Source organism: Paenibacillus sp. 01T443 (assembly GCF_056398325.1).
Genome location: NZ_JBFTPE010000010.1, coordinates 185,560 through 204,775, shown reverse-complemented (window position 1 = coordinate 204,775; position 19,216 = coordinate 185,560). Strand labels below are relative to the sequence as shown.

General features: G+C 46.5%; 22 protein-coding genes. 19 read left to right on the top strand and 3 right to left on the bottom strand.

The features are described from left to right. Nucleotides 1-20: 20 nt before the first annotated feature. The 12 genes from AC1DLI_RS20485 (at nucleotide 21) to AC1DLI_RS20430 (ending at nucleotide 10,767) form a co-directional block, all read left to right on the top strand. On the top strand, nucleotides 21-809 hold the full coding sequence (locus AC1DLI_RS20485) for an amino acid ABC transporter permease (protein WP_308998106.1): 789 nt from the start codon (nucleotides 21-23) through the stop codon (nucleotides 807-809). Continuing rightward, a complete protein-coding gene (locus tag AC1DLI_RS20480) occupies nucleotides 799-1,509 on the top strand; it encodes an amino acid ABC transporter permease (RefSeq protein ID WP_364146129.1) in 711 nt (236 codons plus the stop codon). Before AC1DLI_RS20485 ends, AC1DLI_RS20480 begins: the two co-directional genes overlap by 11 nt. Further along, nucleotides 1,506-2,258, top strand: a complete 753-nt coding sequence (locus AC1DLI_RS20475) for an amino acid ABC transporter ATP-binding protein (protein ID WP_477605871.1) — start codon at nucleotides 1,506-1,508, stop codon at nucleotides 2,256-2,258. Before AC1DLI_RS20480 ends, AC1DLI_RS20475 begins: the two co-directional genes overlap by 4 nt. A gap of 21 nt (nucleotides 2,259-2,279) precedes the next feature. Further along, nucleotides 2,280-3,290, top strand: coding sequence for an LLM class flavin-dependent oxidoreductase (locus AC1DLI_RS20470; protein WP_477605869.1), 1,011 nt, complete (start codon nucleotides 2,280-2,282; stop codon nucleotides 3,288-3,290). Further along, the gene (locus AC1DLI_RS20465) at nucleotides 3,287-4,477 is read left to right on the top strand and encodes an amidohydrolase (RefSeq protein ID WP_477605867.1); all 1,191 of its coding nucleotides are present in this window, start codon (nucleotides 3,287-3,289) and stop codon (nucleotides 4,475-4,477) included. Before AC1DLI_RS20470 ends, AC1DLI_RS20465 begins: the two co-directional genes overlap by 4 nt. Next, nucleotides 4,461-5,594 carry an N-methyl-L-tryptophan oxidase gene (gene solA, locus AC1DLI_RS20460; RefSeq protein ID WP_477606118.1) on the top strand — a complete coding sequence of 378 codons (1,134 nt, stop codon included), beginning with the start codon at nucleotides 4,461-4,463 and terminating at the stop codon, nucleotides 5,592-5,594. The genes AC1DLI_RS20465 and solA overlap by 17 nt, the downstream gene beginning before the upstream one ends. A 42-nt stretch (nucleotides 5,595-5,636) precedes the next feature. Next, nucleotides 5,637-6,131: a DinB family protein gene (locus AC1DLI_RS20455; protein ID WP_477605865.1), complete on the top strand. Its 495-nt coding sequence runs from the start codon at nucleotides 5,637-5,639 to the stop codon at nucleotides 6,129-6,131. A 47-nt stretch (nucleotides 6,132-6,178) separates the two neighbouring features. Continuing rightward, nucleotides 6,179-6,715 (top strand): GNAT family N-acetyltransferase, encoded by a 537-nt coding sequence (locus tag AC1DLI_RS20450; RefSeq protein WP_477605863.1) that lies wholly within the window; start codon nucleotides 6,179-6,181, stop codon nucleotides 6,713-6,715. Nucleotides 6,716-7,657: 942 nt separating this feature from the next. Next, nucleotides 7,658-8,992, top strand: coding sequence for an LLM class flavin-dependent oxidoreductase (locus AC1DLI_RS20445; protein WP_477605861.1), 1,335 nt, complete (start codon nucleotides 7,658-7,660; stop codon nucleotides 8,990-8,992). Between the two features lie 167 nt (nucleotides 8,993-9,159). Then, on the top strand, nucleotides 9,160-9,375 hold the full coding sequence (locus AC1DLI_RS20440; RefSeq protein ID WP_477605859.1) for a helix-turn-helix domain-containing protein: 216 nt from the start codon (nucleotides 9,160-9,162) through the stop codon (nucleotides 9,373-9,375). A 166-nt stretch (nucleotides 9,376-9,541) separates the two neighbouring features. Further along, nucleotides 9,542-9,682, top strand: coding sequence for a hypothetical protein (locus AC1DLI_RS20435; RefSeq protein WP_477605857.1), 141 nt, complete (start codon nucleotides 9,542-9,544; stop codon nucleotides 9,680-9,682). A 401-nt stretch (nucleotides 9,683-10,083) separates the two neighbouring features. Beyond that, nucleotides 10,084-10,767 (top strand): DUF421 domain-containing protein, encoded by a 684-nt coding sequence (locus AC1DLI_RS20430; RefSeq protein ID WP_477605855.1) that lies wholly within the window; start codon nucleotides 10,084-10,086, stop codon nucleotides 10,765-10,767. 339 nt (nucleotides 10,768-11,106) lie between these two features. Here AC1DLI_RS20430 and AC1DLI_RS20425 read toward each other — a convergent pair whose 3' ends face one another. Next, entirely contained in the window at nucleotides 11,107-12,135 is a 1,029-nt protein-coding gene (locus tag AC1DLI_RS20425) for a Leu/Phe/Val dehydrogenase (protein ID WP_477605853.1), read from the bottom strand. Between the two features lie 227 nt (nucleotides 12,136-12,362). Between AC1DLI_RS20425 and AC1DLI_RS20420 the strand changes: the two genes are divergently transcribed. Further along, the gene (locus AC1DLI_RS20420) at nucleotides 12,363-12,893 is read left to right on the top strand and encodes a hypothetical protein (RefSeq protein ID WP_477605851.1); all 531 of its coding nucleotides are present in this window, start codon (nucleotides 12,363-12,365) and stop codon (nucleotides 12,891-12,893) included. Between the two features lie 14 nt (nucleotides 12,894-12,907). Here AC1DLI_RS20420 and AC1DLI_RS20415 read toward each other — a convergent pair whose 3' ends face one another. Further along, complete coding sequence (locus AC1DLI_RS20415) at nucleotides 12,908-13,450, bottom strand: TraR/DksA C4-type zinc finger protein (protein ID WP_477605849.1); 543 nt, start codon at nucleotides 13,448-13,450, stop codon at nucleotides 12,908-12,910. Between the two features lie 173 nt (nucleotides 13,451-13,623). Between AC1DLI_RS20415 and AC1DLI_RS20410 the strand changes: the two genes are divergently transcribed. Then, complete coding sequence (locus AC1DLI_RS20410) at nucleotides 13,624-14,205, top strand: nucleotidyltransferase family protein (protein WP_477605847.1); 582 nt, start codon at nucleotides 13,624-13,626, stop codon at nucleotides 14,203-14,205. 224 nt (nucleotides 14,206-14,429) lie between these two features. Then, nucleotides 14,430-15,113 carry a hypothetical protein gene (locus AC1DLI_RS20405; RefSeq protein WP_477605845.1) on the top strand — a complete coding sequence of 228 codons (684 nt, stop codon included), beginning with the start codon at nucleotides 14,430-14,432 and terminating at the stop codon, nucleotides 15,111-15,113. 118 nt (nucleotides 15,114-15,231) lie between these two features. Here AC1DLI_RS20405 and AC1DLI_RS20400 read toward each other — a convergent pair whose 3' ends face one another. Beyond that, nucleotides 15,232-15,735, bottom strand: coding sequence for an RrF2 family transcriptional regulator (locus tag AC1DLI_RS20400; RefSeq protein WP_477605843.1), 504 nt, complete (start codon nucleotides 15,733-15,735; stop codon nucleotides 15,232-15,234). Nucleotides 15,736-15,963: 228 nt separating this feature from the next. On the opposite strand from AC1DLI_RS20400, the gene AC1DLI_RS20395 reads away from it, so the two are divergent. From AC1DLI_RS20395 to AC1DLI_RS20380, 4 genes are all read left to right on the top strand, one after another. Then, nucleotides 15,964-16,407: a carboxymuconolactone decarboxylase family protein gene (locus tag AC1DLI_RS20395; RefSeq protein ID WP_477605841.1), complete on the top strand. Its 444-nt coding sequence runs from the start codon at nucleotides 15,964-15,966 to the stop codon at nucleotides 16,405-16,407. Nucleotides 16,408-16,690: 283 nt separating this feature from the next. After that, the gene (locus tag AC1DLI_RS20390) at nucleotides 16,691-17,614 is read left to right on the top strand and encodes an EamA family transporter (protein ID WP_477605839.1); all 924 of its coding nucleotides are present in this window, start codon (nucleotides 16,691-16,693) and stop codon (nucleotides 17,612-17,614) included. Nucleotides 17,615-17,822: 208 nt separating this feature from the next. Then, nucleotides 17,823-18,263 carry a carboxymuconolactone decarboxylase family protein gene (locus tag AC1DLI_RS20385; RefSeq protein WP_477605837.1) on the top strand — a complete coding sequence of 147 codons (441 nt, stop codon included), beginning with the start codon at nucleotides 17,823-17,825 and terminating at the stop codon, nucleotides 18,261-18,263. A 155-nt stretch (nucleotides 18,264-18,418) separates the two neighbouring features. Continuing rightward, nucleotides 18,419-19,111: a YjjG family noncanonical pyrimidine nucleotidase gene (locus tag AC1DLI_RS20380; protein WP_477605835.1), complete on the top strand. Its 693-nt coding sequence runs from the start codon at nucleotides 18,419-18,421 to the stop codon at nucleotides 19,109-19,111. Nucleotides 19,112-19,216: the final 105 nt, after the last annotated feature.

Genomic DNA, 19,216 nt, shown 5'->3' with positions numbered 1-19,216 from the left:
GTGAAAGGTGAGATGGCTGGATGGGAGAACCATTTGATATCAGTTATGTGTTCGAATATCTAGTAAAGCTGCTGCCTACCTTGAAAGTCACTCTTCTTATTGTGGTGAGTTCCATCGTAATCGGGCTGGGCGTCGGGTTTATCGTCGCCCTTCCCCAGCTTTATAAGATTCCGATTTTAAGACGTTTTTCTCAGGTGTATCTCTCCTTTTTCAGAGGCACGCCGATCTTGATTCAGCTGTTTTTGTTTTATTATGGTCTTCCTGAAATATTGAAGCTCGTTCACGTAGATGTCGCAAAGGTGCCGGCCTTATATTTTGTCATCCTCACCTACGCCCTGCACAGCGGAGCCTATATGGCGGAAATGATTCGCGCTGCTGTAGGAGCGGTGGACCGCGGGCAGGTTGAAGCGGCTTACTCGGTAGGCATGACAGGGTTTCAAGCCTTTACGCGGATCGTCCTTCCACAAGCCATGGCGATATCGGTTCCGGTATTTGCCAATCTAGTCATCGCGAACCTGAAGGACACCTCGCTTGCTTTTTCGTTAGGCATTATGGAATTGACCGGCAAGTCGCAAACGCTCGCCGTGATGTCCAGGCATTTCGTTGAAACGTACATTTCACTCGCAATCATCTATTTTATAATCAGCTTTGGACTTGAGAAGCTGTTCCATTTCATTGAACACAAGCTGTTAAAGCATGAACGCCGTATAGCGTCTGAGGATAAAGAACCTCGTTTGAAAAAAGGGAAAGCAAGGTGGCTCGCAATAGGACCGGGCTTTGGCAGAGGGGGACGGGAAAATGAAGCTTGATTTTGCATTTATATGGACGGCTTTTCTTCAGCTGCTAACCGCTGTGCCGACGGCACTCGCGATAACGGCCGTTTCCGTTTTCTGCGGCCTCATCATTGGTACCACCGTAGCGGTTATACGGCTTTACAAGGTGCCTGTCCTTTATCCGATCGCGGCTTCTTATGTCACCTTTATCCGCGGTACGCCGATGCTGACGCATTTATTGCTTATCTATTTCGGGCTGCCGATTATCGTCGACGCTGTGGCCGGTGCCTTGGGACTATCCTTTCGATCGGTCTCCATTCCAATGATTGGGTTCGCTTATGTATCATTCTCCATCACGGCCGGCGCATATATGTCAGAGGTAGTGAGATCGGGCTTGCTGGCCGTCAACCGCGGACAAATCGAAGCGGCTTACTCAGTCGGCATGACGACCTCGCAGGCGATGCGAAGAATTATTTTACCGCAAGCCTTTGCGGCAAGTTTGCCGAACTTATCGAACATGGTTATTGGAATGCTGCATGGGTCAACACTGGCCTTTACCGTATCGGTCGTGGAAATTAACGCGAAAGCGCAAATCGTCGCGACGACGAACTGGAAGTTTTTTGAGGCTTATTTGGCAGCAGCCATCATTTTCTGGGGATTGACCTTTATCATCGAGCGTCTGACCGCATTAGCCGAGAAGCGCTTTAACCTTTACAACAGAGGCGGTGTCTCATGATTAAGCTGACACAGATTAGGAAGAGCTTTGGACGCAATGAGGTGCTGAAAGGCATCGATCTTACCGTAGAGAAAGGCGAGGTCGTGGCCATACTCGGACCTAGCGGCTCCGGCAAAACGACGCTTCTGCGCTGCATCAATTACTTGGAGAAGCCGAATGACGGCCAAATCTCCATTGATGATTTTTCGGTCAACTGCAAACGTCCGGATAAAAAAGATATTCATACGCTTCGCCAGAAGAGCGCGATGGTGTTTCAGCAGTATAATTTATTCAAGCATAAGACGGCCGTCGAGAACGTCATGGAAGGGCTCGTCATCGTTAAGAAAATACCGAAGGATGAGGCCCGCAAAAGAAGCGTGGAGCTGCTGGAGAAAGTCGGGCTCGGCAATAAGCTGGATGCCTACCCAAGCGAGCTCTCCGGGGGACAACAGCAGCGCGTTGGCATTGCCCGTGCGCTGGCGCTGAATCCGGAGGTAATCCTGTTCGATGAGCCAACCTCGGCGCTTGATCCGGAGCTTGTTGGCGAGGTGCTAGGCGTTATTCGCAAAATTGCGAAGGAAGGCATCACGATGATTATCGTGACGCATGAAATGGGCTTTGCGCAGGATGTAGCCAGCCATGTGGTGTTCATGGACGGCGGCGTCATTGTCGAAGAAGGCAAGCCGAACGAGATTTTTAATTATCCGAAGGAAGAACGGACGAAGCAATTTTTGAAGCGAATCACACCGGAAGGTGTTTATTCCATCTAACGCATAGAGGAGCAAATCAATATGTCACTCAAATTTGGCATTCTGGATCAAAGCATTATTTTCCCCGGGCAGACAGCTTCAGAAGCTTTAGGAAATACAGTTAAGCTAGCGCAGTTCGCGGAAACGCTGGGCTTCGAACGCTTCTGGGTATCGGAGCATCATGATTCCCCAGGCATGGCAGGCTCCTCGCCGGAGGTACTTATCGCTTATTTGCTGGCTCAAACCAAATCCATACGTATCGGTTCAGGCGGCGTAATGCTGCAGCACTACAGCCCTTATAAAGTAGCGGAAAATTTCAACGTGCTGGCTTCCTTGGCACCTGGCCGGGTAGAGCTCGGGATCGGGCGTGCACCAGGAGGGCTGCCGCGTTCGACAAAAGCTTTGCAGAAGGGCGTAGCGGAAGCGGCGACCTTGGCAGAAAAGCTGACGGAGCTGGAGCAGCTGCTCATTGCTCCGACTGGAGCGGAGCATCCGCTTGCCGGTTTAGAAGCAAGTCCATTACCTGTTCACCCGGCTGATATTTATTTGCTCGGCACGAGTGTTTCAAGCGCGGAGCTGGCCGCGGAGAAGGGTTATCCGTATGCTTTTGCCTTATTTATTAATAATGATCCGGATACGGCCCGGAAAGCGATCGAGACGTACCGGAATAACTTTAACCGCACGCTTGGCGGAGAGCCGAAAACCATTTTGGCTTTGTCCGTTATCGCTTCCGATTCAGAGGAGGAAGCGAATGCATTAGCCGGGCATTTTAAAAGCGTGAGAGTTACGCTGGCAAGCGGCAAAACCGTTAATGTGGGATCGCTTGAGCAAGCAAAGGAGTTCGCTCGGCAAGCAGGCGAGGAATACACTGCCGAAGAGCGGGAAGCGGATATTACGAGAGGCACCAAGGAAACGGTTCGAAAACGACTGCTGGAGATCCAAGAGCAATACGGCGTGGATGAATTCGTCTTTACGACAATTATTCCTGATTTCGCGAAACGCATTCGTTCCTTTGAACTGCTGAAGGAAGCCTTTGAAGGGGAATTAGTATGAGCGACTTCTCGGCAGAATCGATAGAGCAGCAACTTGTAGCTATTCGCAGGCAGCTTCATGAACATCCCGAGCTGTCCCATGAGGAATTTGAAACGACAGCCGCCATTATTGGCTGGTTGACTGAAGCTGGCATTCGGATCGTAGAGCATGGACTGAAAACGGGGGTAATCGCGGAGGTTGGCGGTCTACATGGCGGACCGACCGTTGCCGTTCGGGCGGATATAGACGCGCTGCCGATCCAAGAGGAGACGGGGCTGCCGTTTGCTTCCAAAATACCGGGAAAAATGCATGCCTGCGGCCATGATTTCCATACCGCTTCGATTCTCGGCACCGCATTTCTATTAAAGGAGCGGGAGCAGGAGCTGCAGGGCACTGTAAGATTTCTATTCCAGCCTGCTGAAGAGAAAGCAAAGGGAGCGGGGCTGCTCATCGCAAGCGGAGCGCTTGCAGGCGTGGATGCGGTATTCGGCATGCATAATAAGCCTGATCTGCCGGTCGGAACCATTGGCATCAAGGGCGGCCCGCTTATGGCTGCGGCAGATGGTTTCATTGTTGAGGTGGAAGGGCGCGGCAGCCATGCGGCGGTGCCTGAGGCAGGCCTTGATCCGATCGTGACAGCGGCGCATATCATTACGGCGCTGCAGTCGATCGTAAGCCGCAATGTGAGTGCGCTGGACAGCGCGGTCGTTAGCGTGACGCGGCTGCATGCGGGTACGGCATGGAATATTATTTCCGATAAGGCGGTATTTGACGGCACGCTCCGCACGTTTGACGAGCAGGTACGATTAACCGTGCGCGAGCGCCTCGAGCAGGTTGTGAATGGCGTAGCTTCAGCTTTTGCAACAAAGGCGCATGTGAAATGGATTGAAGGCCCGCCGGCGGTCGTGAATGATCAGAAATGGGCGGATCAAGCGACAGTGACTGCCGAAGCGGCGGGGTTTACCGTCGTGGAGCCGATCCCTTCACCTGCAGGCGAGGATTTTGCTTTCTATTTGAAAGAAACGGATGGACTGTTCGTATTTCTCGGCACGGCAGGACCGCAGGAGTGGCATCATCCAGCCTTTGATTTGGATGAGAAGGCTTTGCCGATCGCAGCTACGTTCTTTGCCAAACTGGCTTCGGACGCTTTGCGCAAGCTGGCGGCTGAGCGTACGCAAGGAGGACGACAGCATTCCGAAATCATATGATGTCATCGTCGTAGGGGCAGGCTCGATGGGGATGAGCGCAGGCTTTGAGCTGGCAGCGCGCGGTGCCAGGACGCTGCTCATCGATGCCTTTAATCCACCGCATAACAATGGAAGCCATCATGGCGAGCCTCGTCTGATCAGGCATGCTTACCACGGCGGCGATACGTATGTGAAGATGGCGCTGCGCGCGGACGAAAGGTGGCTAGCACTAGAGCAGGCAACCGGACAAAAGCTGCTGGAGAGATCCGGCGTGCTGAACATGGCGGAGACGAGCTTTTACAATTACGAAGGCAGGCTGAATGATGCGGTTGCGAACGGCGTGCAGGTCGAGCTGCTGCAAGCGGCTGAGATTAACCGGCGTTTTCCCGGCATTCAGCTGGACGATTCGTTCCAAGGCATGTATGAGCCGAATGCAGGCTACCTGTACAGCGAGAAATGTGTAGCTGCTTACAAGCAGCAGGCGCTGGCAGCCGGAGCTGAGCTGCTCACGGATACTTTCGTTACAGACATCAAGGCCGATGCGACAAGCGTCACCGTGTATACGAAGGATGCGGCTTATACGGCTCCGCAAATCATTATTACCGTCGGTGCTTGGTTCAAAATGCTATCGAATCATGTCAAGCTCCCGATCCGCGCGGTTCGCAAGGTAGTTGGCTGGTTTGAAACGAGCTCGCCGCGCTTTGATGCCGGTGTTTTTCCCGGCTTCACCTGGGGAGGAGCGGCAGGCGGATATTACGGCTTCCCTAGTATCGGGGGCGCAGGCATCAAGATTGGCAGGCATGACACGGGAGAGGAATGGCTGCCTGGCGAGCCGATTGCTCCGTTTGGCGCATTTCCGGAGGATGAGGAAGACTTGCGCCGCGCTCTCGATGCGTTTGTACCGGGAGCAGCGGGTAAGCTTTTGGCAAGCGCGGTATGCAAATATGAGTTTACTCCTGACGAAGATTTCATTATTGATTCGCATCCGGAGCATGCCAATGTGCTGCTTGCCGGAGGGTTTTCCGGTCACGGCTTTAAATTTGCCAGCGTGGTCGGTGAGATTTTGGCTGACAAAATAGAAAGAAAAGACACGGGCTATGATCTTCGATTGTTCGAGATTAGCCGGTTTAGCAAGTAATAAAGAAGTACACTTTTGCCCCATTCATAAGGAGGAGCTTACATGAGCCAGTCAACTGTCGATGTTCAAGCGTATTTGCAGGCGTACGATCAGATCGAGAAAGAAATCGAAGGATTAACGGATGAACAGCTGAAATGGAAAGCTGCTCCTGAATCATGGAGCGTAACGGAGGTCCTCACGCATCTTGTGGATCACAGTATTGTGGTATCCTTCCGCGTACGTGAAATATTGGCAGGATCCGAAGTGGAATTGCCTTTATTCAACCAAGATGCATGGGTATCCGGCCAGAAGGCAAACGAGGGTGATGCGAAAGATATTCTGACAGCCGCAAGGGCGCTCGTTCAATATAACAGTTTGCTGTTTAATCGTCTGACGGTTGAGGAATGGAGCAAAGCAGGCATTAACTTTAAAGGCGAGCCCGTAGCGATAGCTGCTATCGTACCGGCCTTTGTCGCGCATGTTCAAGTTCACTTGGCGCAAATTCGCAGGATTAAGCAGGGCGAATCAGGATCGCTTAACTCCAGCTGCGCAATTTAGACTGTAAAGCGGCTGCTATTATTTTCAGAAAGAGCGGGTGAAGATGCATGCCAGAAAATGCAGTGGTTATACGGGGGGCCGAGCTGACGGATCACGAGGCGACCCGGGAGGTGCTGCTCGATGCTTATGGGCAATATGAACTGGAGCTGCCCGAGCCGGCCTGGAAACAGTATAAAGAAAGCATCCTTGCGGCTGTTGATGGCGCAGCTACAAAGGCGCGGCTGGTCGCGGTGCTGAATGGGGAGGTCGTCGGGAGTGTGTTCCTGTTCGATTCCTCGGAAGCGGCTTACGGCTTGCCTGACCTGAATATTCATTCACCGATCATCCGGTTGCTTGCCGTATCGAAGAAAGCGCGCGGCTACGGCGTTGCGACCGAGCTTATTCGCGCCAGCGCTAAGCTGGCAAGAGATTGGGGCGCCGCTACGCTGCATCTCCATACCTCGGATATGATGGATTCGGCCGTTAGGCTGTATGAGCGGCTTGGTTTTGAGCGTGCGTTTGATAAGGATTTGAAAAACGGGGAAACGCTCGTGAAGAGCTACCGGCTTTTGTTGAACGAAGCTCCTTTGCTGCAGGTGCAATAGCGGAGGAGCACACGGCAGGCTTTGCTGCATTGTGTGCAGCAGGAGCTTCGTACGGTTGGGAGATTAAGCAGCTGAGTTGTACTTTTTTAGCAGGTGCCTCATAGGGCGAACGCATAAACGGGTTATAGGTGCTATTGTAGCAGTTTTCTCAATTGGTTATTGCAGCAGAAACCTCAATGAGACGAAGGTTCAACTAGCTATATTGCACTTTTTACAAAAGGAACCTCATAAGGGAGAACGCATAAACCGGGGTTATAGGGTGCTATTGTAGCAGGTTCCTCAATTGGTTATTGCGGCAGAAACCTCAATGAAATGAAGGACGAACAGGCTATATTGCACTTTTTACAACAGGAACCTTATAGGGCGAACGCATAAACCGGTTATAGGGTGCTATTGCAGCAGGTTCCTCAATTGGTTATTGCGGCAGAAACCTCAATGAGACGAAGGACGAACAGGCTATTGCATCTTTTACAACAGGAACCTTATAGGGCAAACGCATAAACGGGTTATAGGGTGCTATTGTAGCAGGTTCCTCAATTGGTTATTGCGGCAGAAACCTCAATGAGATGAAGGACAAACAGGCTATATTGCACTTTTTACAACAGAAAACTCACAGGGAGAACATTTGACCGGTTACATTGCAGTTTTTGCAGTAGAAAAGCCGTAAACTGCCCGTTCTGCAGGCTTGGATGCTCATTCTGTTGTACAAAGTGCAATGTAGACTCGTTAGGTTCGGTTTGTGGTAGATTCTGTTGCAGAAAGTACACTGTAAGGCTTGTCGGCAAAACGCTGGAGCGACGTTGCTGCAGTTAAGCTACCAGCTTTGAGATTTGAGATATGAGATATGAGATATGAGATATGAGATATGAGATATGGGAAATGGGATAAACGTATTGGCAGAAGTCGGGCAACAAACCAATGTAAATCGGGAGGTAGTTTATTATGGCGAATCGCAAACAAATTAAGTTTGGTGCATTGATCCATGGCGTAGGAGGAAATGTATCGGCATGGCGACATCCGGAAGTGCCGGCAGATGCGAGCGTTAATTTTCAATTTTATACCCAGCAGGCGCAGAAGGCGGAAGCGGGTAAGTTTGATCTAGTTTTTATTGCGGATGGTCTATACATTAATGAAAAATCGATTCCTCATTTCTTAAATCGCTTTGAACCGATTACGATATTGTCCGCGCTCGCTGCAGTTACCTCTAAAATTGGTCTCGTCGGTACGCTATCCAGCTCCTATAGCGAACCGTTTACGGTAGCCAGACAGTTTGGCTCGCTTGACCATATTAGCGGAGGCCGCGCAGGCTGGAACGTGGTTACGTCTCCGCTTGAAGGCTCGGCAAGCAATTTTAGCAAAACGGATCACCCTACGCATGACGAGCGCTATAAAATTGCGGAAGAGTACCTTGAGGTTACGCGCGGATTATGGGATTCATGGGAGGATGATGCTTTTGTAAGAGATAAAGAGTCGGGCGTATTCTTCGATCCTTCCAAGCTGCACCGTCTTGACCATAAAGGCGAGTATTTCTCTGTGCAAGGTCCGCTTAATATCGCGCGGTCGAAGCAAGGGCATCCGGTTATTTTCCAAGCGGGCTCCTCGGAGAGCGGTAAGAAGCTGGCAGGTAAAGCAGCAGATGCGGTCTTCACTGGTCATGAAAACATCGAGGATGCGAAAGCTTTTTACAAGGACGTGAAGGACCGCGCGGTTGCGGAAGGCCGTTCGGTTGACGATATTGTCATTCTTCCGGGTATTGGGCCGATTATCGGACGGACGGAAGAGGAAGCTGAGCGTAAGTATCAAGAGCTTGCCGGGCTTGTTACGATCGAGAATGCGCTGAACTATTTGGGACGTTTCTTTGAACACCATGATTTCTCGCAATATCCGCTTGATGAGCCTTTCCCTGAGCTTGGGGATCTTGGACATAATAGCTTCCGCAGCGGCACGGATAAAATTAAAAAAACAGCCAAGGAACAAAACTTGACGCTTCGCCAGGTTGCGCTTCAATCCGCTACGCCGCGCGGTCAGTTTGTTGGCACGCCGGAGAAGGTGGCTGATCTCATTCAGCAGTGGCATGAAGAAGGCGCTGCGGACGGCTTCATTATTCATTCATCCATTCCAAGCGGCTTGAACGATTTTGTTGAGCTGGTCGTTCCGATCCTTCAGGAACGCGGGATTTATCGTACCGATTATGAATCCGATACGCTGCGCGGCAATTTAGGCCTGCCGATTCCGACAAACCGCTATACCAAAGAAAAAGAGAAAGTAAACAGCTAAACGAATGGAAACGAGTCTGATTTATACGCTGCTGGAGGAACGAGGCAGGAATGGTGTTAGTCGGGCAGATTGTTCAGCGGTGGAGTTCGAGCTTTGAACGGAGGGTATAGTGAGGCACGCTTGGTTAAACTGGATTTGTACGTCCAATTAATGGAGGGTGCCATCCGATGAGAATTGAGCTTGGCAGCTGCTTGCTTGAGCAGCGCTTGGTGGAATGCGGGATGTCGAAGGAGCAGCTTGCGGCGACACTCCGCATTAGGCCTGAGCGAATTGTCGACTATATCGACAACAAGCGCATTATGCCACTAAAGGCTGCGATAGCCATAGCCGATACGGTGGGGTGTAATGTCAACAGCTTGTATGAGCTGCATGCAATCACTTGAAAAAAAGGAGCTTCCTTAGCGCAATCGCCAAGGGAGCTCCTTTTTATATCGGAAGGTGTTCTAAACGCTTTACTGCCGTACCCGTGCAAATTAAGAACGCCTACGCTTACGCCTGCGCTTTCTGCGATTAAAATACCGATAGGCTTCGACCGCGGAATGACTCCGTTTGTTTTTGTTCCGATTTTTTGACCGTTTATTATTTAAAGCAGCAGCTTCGGCGGCATCCCCGGCAGCTCCGGCCGCATCGGAACCTGTGTCGGCAGCTGCGGTGCTCGATGAGCTTGATGAACCGGATGAATCACTTTGAGATGAAGAAGTCGTATTGACTTCTATGGATTTGACATTACCAAATATAATAGTGCCTTGGTTATTTACGATTGTAATCCGTCCGATGCAGCAGCCCATAGATGCCTCAGCGCCCCTTCATAGTAAAAGACTGGTTCCTCTATTTATATGAGCAGCTAGTTTTATATGCATCGGCACTTTCAGGAGTTACAAGAGCCTTTTTTTTAATATAAAAGAATTTATAAGTTTTCACTTATGAACGTGCTTATATATCTCCGCGAAACGAGCTATTGCCGCTAAAGGACGGCTGCAGCCGTTTACGCTTGCGTTTCTATTAGAAATGACTAAACAAAGTTAACATTGTTCAAAAGAAGGGTATTAAATGATAAAAACGCGGAAGAAGGAACAGAAATGGAGGAATACTTGCCCATAGTAATTAAGCTGTTTATCGCTTTTGCCGGACTCTGGTGTTTAACGCGCCTGCTTGGCAAAAGAGAGATTTCCCAGCTTTCGCCTTTTGATTTTATATCTGCTCTAGTATTGAGCGAGCTAGTTGGAAATACGATTTACGATGGGCAGGTTTCGTTCTGGAAGCTCATTTTCGCCCTGGCGTTTTGGGCGGGTCTTTCGTATCTATTCGAAAAAATAATGGAGTTCAGCAAGCCCTTTCGCAGAAGCTTGGAAGGCAAACCGGAGCTTCTGATTATCCGCGGTGAAATTGATCTTGACGCGCTGCGCCGCAACAGCATTGCATTCGACGAGCTGCGTATGATGCTTCGGCAGCGCGATGTTTTCTCGGTCAGCGAGGTGGCTTATGCTGTCTATGAAACGAATGGAGCGCTCAGCATTCTGAAAAAACCGTCGTACGAGACCGTGCAGCGCAGCGATTTCGATCTCCATTCGTCCCCGATTCATATGTCGTGCAGCCTGGTCGAAGATGGAGTTCCGCAGCCCGAAGGGCTTGCCGCAATCCGCCGTGATGAGACTTGGCTGCTTCAGGAGCTGGAAACACTCGGCTATGCCGATATCCGATCGGTCGCTTTTGCTGAATGGACCACAGAAGAGGTATTAAAGGCATCCCCGCGATTCATTAAGAAAGACCAATAGTATTATAGCTTGTCCGCAGAAAAAGCGATGCTTGCCCTTACTTATTATTCGTTTATCATCGCAAAGGTCCACCGGGAGGATTCCAGCCCTTATTCTCGAAGTCCGGTGTCCCCCATATGCCCCATGTAATCCGTCCCCCAAATAAGCAGCAGCGGTATTAATATATTTAAAATCTAGCAAACGACAGCCGGGCTGTACAACTTAAATAGGCTTGGCAACTACAACCGGAAACTGGACGTCTGCCGATTAAAAGAAACTTATCGGCACGCTGACGCCGCTGGAAGAAATCGTGAGACAATCTTTGTAGGCTTGATCAGCTAAAGGAACACTCGAATGCAATCAGTTCCCGAGCAGCTTCTCGGCCACCCCATCGGCAGCTGCTGCAGTCGAGATGCCTTGCGCGTCTGCTTCGCTGAACACGTACGTCAACGTATCGCTGATTTTCTCTACTTCCTTTTGCGCTGCCAAAGCATCTCCACCGCCCAGCTCTACGGATGTAACGATAATGCCGCCAGCGTTTATAACATAATCGGGAGCGTATAAAATACCGAGACCATGGATCATCTCGCCATGTCGGCTTTCAGCTAATTGATTATTGGCGGCCCCTGCAATGATGCTGCAGTTAAGCTGTCCGATCGTAGTATCGTTTAATATGCCGCCTAATGCACATGGTGAAAACACATCGCATGGCGCGGAAATAATATCATGCGGCCTGCGCGGGCTTGCTCCAAAATCATCAATAGCCTTTTTCAACAGCTTGGGATTAATGTCCGTAACGACGAGCGTAGCATCTGCCTGCTTCAAATAACGACAAAGCTGGTAGCCTACTTTCCCTAAACCTTGAACAGCAATGATTTTGTTCTTGACAGTTTCGCTGCCATACGCGCGTTTGAGAGACGCCTTGATTCCTAGAAATACCCCGTAAGCCGTCATTTTTGCAGTAAGATCGCTGACAGCCCCGAGTGATCCGGTCGTATCGGTAACGAACGAGGTTTCTAAATGAACCCAATCCATATCGGTGACCGTTGTCCCCAGGTCCATGCCTGTAATATAGGTGCCTTGCAAATCATGGATTTTTTGACCCAGCGCGCGAAACAGCACTTCACGCGGGCCTTGATCAGCATGGCTGAGGATGACCGCCTTACCGCCCCCGTAAGGAAGCCCCGAAACGGCAGATTTATAAGTCATTCCCTGAGCGAGCCTAAGCGCATCAAGAATAGCGCTTTCGTCACTGGCGTATTGCCACATCCGGCATCCGCCAAGGGCAGGTCCGAGCTTCGTATTGTGTATGGCAATGATTGCTTTAAAACCGATTGAGAGGTCTTGGAGGAAGATGAGCTGTTCATAACTTTGTTTCAAGACGTCCAAGGTAACTCCTCCTTTGAAGCCTTATGCCGTGCTTCTTGTTCATAGCATATTCAAGCCTGCTTCGCCTTGGCACATGGAGCCCGTTTCCTTTTTTTGCCCGCAGGAATGGGATTATTTGATATAATTTGTCATATATCATGGATGTATTTCTATTTTATTGAAGCGGCTGGGATGCGGGAATATTGAAGGGTGAAGACTGCGATGGAAATGGGGGATTGAGGGACGTAATGGAATACATTAGGGATTACGCGATGTATGCTGCTATCTTTGGATTGTTTAGTTTTAGTTGGTTTGGCTGGGCGCAGGAGAATCCCAGGAAAAGTTGGCGGAAATATATCGGAATGGCTTCTTTGCTTCCGCTAATCATCTGTTTAATTGGCATCTATTTAAGTGTGAATAATTGGGAGGAGGCTACTGCGCTTTCGGATTCGAGCGTTTTCAAAAGTTATTTGGTTTTCGTGTTTATCGAATTCTTTTTAGCAGCAATTGGTGCCATCCTATTAACGAAGCTTAAACAAAAGGATTATATTGCTCCATGGATTGTTTTTATCGTAGGCATTCATTTCTTCTGGTTAAAAAATGTGTTTAAGGATCCAAGTTTGAATATTTTAGGGATCCTCCTTGTTGCTGTCGCATTGCTTTCCTTATTTTTATCCAAAAAACTACGCGTTGCAAATAGAGCAATCACGGGTATTGGCGCGGGTACGATTCTGTTTTGCTTCGCTATTTTGGGATTAATTCGTTTCTTGCTGGTGTAATGAAAAACCCGATGCTAATTGGCATCGGGTTTTACTGTATCGCTTGCATTTCCGTATTCTTCAACGGAGCTCCAAGCATCCGCCTCGTCGAAATGGCTTTTATCCTCTTGTCCGCTCTTTAGTGCTCCGTCAGGTGGCGGCGTCATGACCTGCTCTTCCACGGGCCGGTCATCCGAGAGCTTGGAATCGGCGGCATGCTCGATGCAGCGCGCAGCGGTTGGCAGCGCCTGAAGCCGTTCGAACGGGATGTACTCGCCGCAGACTCTGCATTCTCCATATTCGCCTGCTTGCAGCCGATCTAACGCGCTGTTTACTTCCTCAAGCTGTTGGACAAGTGTCTCATCAATGGCCATGTCCCTGCTTTTCTCAAATGTCTCGGTTCCAAGATCGGCAGGATGATTATCGTATGATGACAACTCTCCGGTAGAAGTTGTAAGCGAATCGTCTAGTTCGCTATTTGAATCGATATTGCTTTCAAAATGAGCTATTAGCTCCTTTTTTTCCTCGGTGAGCCTTTCGTTTAATTGCTTCAGCTGTGCTTTCGTTAACTGCGCCATCGCTGTCTCTCCCTTCGTGAATCCTTTCTCTTTCTTACCACAAGAGATCATAAATGACGCAGTTTTAGTCTTAAATAAAACGTATGGGGTAATAAAGGGTAATTAGCCGCTTTTTCCGAATAAGTATTAAGTTCGAGACAGGGACATCATTGGTATGTTCTTATATGAGGAGGATGAGTTTGGTTAATAGTAGAGAAGATATTATTCGCCTTATTAATGCAGATGAATGGATGATGGACATCCTCCGGGCTGCTAGATCGCTGCAACTTCCTGATTGGTGGGTTTGTGCAGGCTTTGTGCGTTCAAAAATCTGGGATACCCTGCATGGATTCACGGAGCGAACACCATTACCTGATGTAGATGTAATTTATTTTGATCCTTCAAATAAAAATGAAGACGCTGAGAAACAATTTGAATTACAGTTGAAACAAATCATTCCAGACATACCTTGGTCTGTGAAAAATGAAGCAAGGATGCACTTAGTCAATAACATCCCGCCATATTTGTCTTCAGTGGATGCCATCTCTAAGTTTCCAGAGACCGCAACAGCTTTAGGCCTGATGTTAGACGACCAGGATAATGTAATATTGACTGCCCCTTGCGGAATAGACGATGTCCTCAAAATGATTATAAGGCCGACACCTTATTTTTCAGAATCCAAGGATAGTATTGAGATTTATGAGAAACGAATTGTACAAAAGAATTTAAAGGGGAAGTGGAATAAAGTAACTGTAATTCATGCCATTTTGAGCTAACGGAGAACAGTAGTAAACGGATGGGGTAAACATATGAAATTTTATGAACAGGAGCATTAGCTCCTATTACGTCTATTTATATAAGGGATCCCGATGATAATCTGATAGAGATTGCTAACTATTAAACGAGCAGGATAGTTTAAACACTTAGCGAACACTACGAGCATGAAATTTTGATGATATAAGTGTTGCAGTTATTTTATGTTTCGGAGGTGAAATTTAAAATGAACAACAAGATGCTAATGGGGTTCTCAATTATGGTGACTTTATGCTTTCTATTTTCGGCTTGTGATTCCAATGAGGAATCAATCGAGGAATCAAAAAAGAAGTTATCAATTGAAGAAGCCAATAAACTCATTTTAGCAACTCAAGATATTTCTCATTCGGGTAATATGGAAAATGACCTGCTTGAAATTACTCCCTCTGATATTTGGGATAAAACAAAGCTTCAGCTTTTTAAGGATTCAAGCTTGGAAACATTTATCGTAACCAATCAGAAGGCTGTTCATATAGGTATTGGATTCGGTGGTTTTGGTGTAACAAGTGCTGTGCCTTACGATGTCAATAAGGATGGAACTTTGGATGTAGTTTATGCCTATTCATTTGGTTCAGGTATCCATCGCTCTGTTATTTCGTGGATAGATTTAAAGAGTTTTACCGAGCATCATGTTGGAGATATGCCAGAAAGAAAGGATTTTAGAACGTATGATTTGATATTAAAAATTGAAGGCAATGAAATAGTAGTTAATCGTATTGCAGACATGGATGAAAGTAAAATCGATTTCGTTTCGTTGCAAACATACCCCACAGAGAAGGAAATAGAATACATGACTTTAGAAAAGGTTGGGATTTTGGTTTGGGAGAATAGCGAATTATACAATAAGCAATTACTTTTGCACTCTTCTTGAATGCAAGCCACCCTTCCAGGTGGCTTTTTTTATTGCTGATGAAGAGATTGGACTCAATACAAGTATATGAGGGGAACAACAAGCGGGATATCAAATAAACATGTGGAAATGTTCACCATTAAGCATTGTTGCTATTAGCAAAATATTCACGAGTATCTTTGCGCGATTGAGGGGTTAATACGCGATCAAGCTCTTCATTCAACCAAGTAAGTGACTTGTTACGCAGAAGATTGCGCATACTCTCCTCAGCTTCGAGCATAGCTAAGTTAATCACACAGGAAGAAGCTAGAGAACACGCTTTATAGTCTTCATCGCGGCATAGATAGCTATTATTTTTGATGTTCTTACATTGAAAAATGGGGGTAGCACCTTCAACAGCTTCAACTACATCCCAAAAAGAAATTTCCTCAGGAGGCTTGGCTAATTTGTAGCCTCCTTTTACACCAGGGACAGAGCTAACGATACCAGCTTTTGTTAATTTGCCGAAAATCTTCGAAAGGTAGGTCTCCGAAATACCTTGAAAAGCGGAGAGCTCTTTAATCCCAATAGTAGAATCAGTAGGAATATCAATTAAATATACTAAGCAATGCAGGCCATATTCAACGCCAATACTATACTGCATGCAAACACCTGCTTTCCAGATATAAAGATTATTATTAATCATCTTAGGTGGATTTAAAACCCTTGTCAAATGTGGGTATTTGGGTATTTTCAACGAAATAGCTCAGATTATTAGTTGACAGACATAAATTAAACAGATATATTGTGGATGAGGTTAATCGTCGATAACTCCTATCGTCGATAGAATTTGTAAGACTTGATAAAAATAAAGTTCACGGAGGAGATTATAATGAAGGTTAGATTAAATCATATGAGTGCAAGCCCAGGTGCTTTGCAAGTGATGATGAAGCTGGAAGGATTTATTAAGACAAGTGGGTTGGATGCAAATCTATATGAATTAATTAAGATCAGAGCTTCACAAATTAACGGGTGTGCTTTTTGTATGGACATGCATACCCGAGATTCGCGGAAAATGGGCGAGACGGAGCAGCGGATTTATTTGCTAAGCGCGTGGCGCGAAGCCCCCTTTTATTCCGACAAAGAAAGAGTGGTGCTCGAGCTTACGGAAGCTGTAACCCGTATTTCTGAGCAAGGCGTACCGCAGGATTTGTATGAAAGAGTTCGGGCACATGTGGATGAGGCAGAATATGTGGCAATCATTATGGCGATCAACACCATTAATGCATGGAATCGAATTGCCATCTCCACGGGGATGTTCCCTGAAGAGGAGTAAAGAGAAGCTTATTGAGAATAATAAAATTCTATAAGAAAACGATTAGAACAAGCGATCGAACTAGCGATCGAACTAGCCCAAAGCTCCTAAAGTGAATAAATTAAATTCTAAAAGTAAAAAAACCGGAATCGGGTGTGACAATGATTCAAATAGTTCCAGCATCATCACGGCATCATACAGTCTTTGTATTCAGTCATCCAGGTTTTGGGAGGCGCTACTACCAAAATATAGGAATTGGATCTATCGTTCTGGAGTGCGGTCAGTCAGAACAGAAAAAGGCATCATGAAATACATTTTATTAGTTTTATGTGGGGCATGCAGCTTCGGCTTATTATCTACTTTTGTAAAGAAAGCTTATGAGTCTGGTTTCAATGTCGGCGATGTCGTCGGCAGCCAAAACCTATTCGGTGTGATTATGCTGTGGATATTGGTATTCGTGACCGCGAAATCCACCAAGCAACCCGCAAAGTCGCATAAATTGAAAGTAACAAGGCGTCAAGCACTCACGCTCATGGCCGTAGGAACGACGACAGGCTTAACGGGAATGCTTTATTATACAGCGCTTCAATATATTTCAGCTTCATTCGCGATTATCTTGTTGTTTCAATTTACGTGGATGGGCATCCTGCTGGAAGCAGTAGTTGAACGTAAACGTCCTGGTAAAGATAAGATTTTTTCGCTCATCACCTTGTTAATTGGGATTATTATGGCAAGCGGCTATTTGGGCGATGGCCAGGAAGCTGTTTCCTGGATAGGTGTTACTCTAGGCTTGTTGGCTGCTGTTACCTATGCGCTCTTCGTTTGGTTTAGCGGGAAAACAGCCAAACAAGTCGCTCCAATCACACGAAGCGCGATTATGCTGTCTGGCTCGTTTATTCTCGCCATGGTGGTGTTTCCACCGCATTTTCTTATAAATGGATCTTTGCAGGAAGAGCTTTTGCCTTGGGCGATACTGCTAGCTCTCTTCGGTGTCGTCATACCGCCTTTATTCTATGCCATTGGTGTACCGCGTGTTGGCAGCGGACTAGCTACAATCTTAAGTGCAGCTGAACTGCCGACGGCTGTCATTATGTCGTACGTCGTATTGAATGAGTCCGTCAACTGGCTGCAATGGCTTGGTGTGGGGATCACGATGATCGGCATTGCCCTGCCTGAGCTTATGAATCGCATGAAGAGTCATCTCGAACTCGTAAAGAGTTCTTTGTAATCTCCAGTTTTCAATGGTTAATCATTTATTTTGGGTTTCACCGAATCATGCAAAGTGCTTCAGGAAATACTTTGTTAGAAAGTATTTGGTTACTATTTAATAAAAAAATAAGTATTTATTATGTTTTCTTTTGATATAAGGTGGACGTAAGAAAGATAAAAAGCATTAATTACGTTATCCATAAAAAAATTAGGGAGTGTAATGACAAATGGAAATCAGAATGGATTATACCAAAGTGCAACCCGAGGCTTTACAAACACTTTTAAAATTAGAAGGGTATGTAAAGAAGAGTGGTCTTGACATTAAACTGTGGGAACTGATTAAAATTCGTGCCTCGCAAATTAATGGGTGCGCCTACTGCATTAATATGCATACGAAAGAAGCGCGTACTACGGGGGAGACGGAGCAGCGATTGTATATGCTTAGCGCTTGGCGGGAAGCTCCGTTTTATACGGAAGCGGAGCGGGCCGCTCTAGCATTAACGGAAGCTGTGACCAAAATCTCGGATGCTGGCGTGCCGCAGGATTTGTATGATCTAGTCCGCAAACATTTTGACGAGGGCCAATTTGTCAATTTAATTATGGCGATTAATGCGATCAACTGTTGGAATCGAATAGCGATTTCAACAGGTATGATACCTGGAGAATAACAGCCTGCCTATGGACGTAAATAACATTTTTTTGGAGGCGGAATCCCCGTACATCAACTATGTACGGGGATTGACTTGCTCTATAGTCTGATTTTCTCTAGTATTCACCTTTGATAGATGAGATGAAGTAAAATTTAAATTTTAGGAGAAGAAAAATGAGTTATAAAATACTTCTATTTGATTTAGATGATACATTGTTAGATTTTGGTGCTAATGAAACAAATTCGTTAAACAAATTGTTTCAGCAACAAGGATATATTTTTTCGGATGAGTTATTTCGAGTATATAATTCCGTCAACAAACAACTATGGGCTGATTATGAAAATGGAAAAATTGTATTGGATGATGTGCTAAACTCAAGATTTTCTGAAACTATGTTAAAGCTAGGAAAAGTCGTAGATGGCATTGAATGGGAAAATATTTACAGAGAACTTTTGGGCAATGGATCTCAGCTTATTGAAGGAGCTTTAGAACTGTGTCAGAGCTTATCTGCATCCCATAGACTGTTTATTATCACTAATGGTATAACCCAAACTCAGATAAAGCGATTGAAGCAGTCAGGCTTATATGAATTTTTTGAAGATATTTTTGATTCTCAAAGCATTGGATTTCAAAAGCCGTCAAAACAGTTTTTTGATCATGTGATGAGTCATATTAATGATTTTAATATAAAGGAAGCACTCATTATCGGGGATACATTAAATACCGATATAAAAGGTGGCATTCTGTCAGGAATTGATACTTGTTGGGTTAACAGAAATTCGCAAAAAAGCTCTGCAGAAATTCAAAGTACATACACGGTCACAAACTTAGCGGAAATATATGACATCTGCACCTCTATAAAATAAAATGGCTTATTTTATCTCTATTATTACTTGGTTATAAAATGGAATTGATACATTGATATTATCCCCTTCATGTAAACACTCAGAAAAAATCTTATGAATTCATAA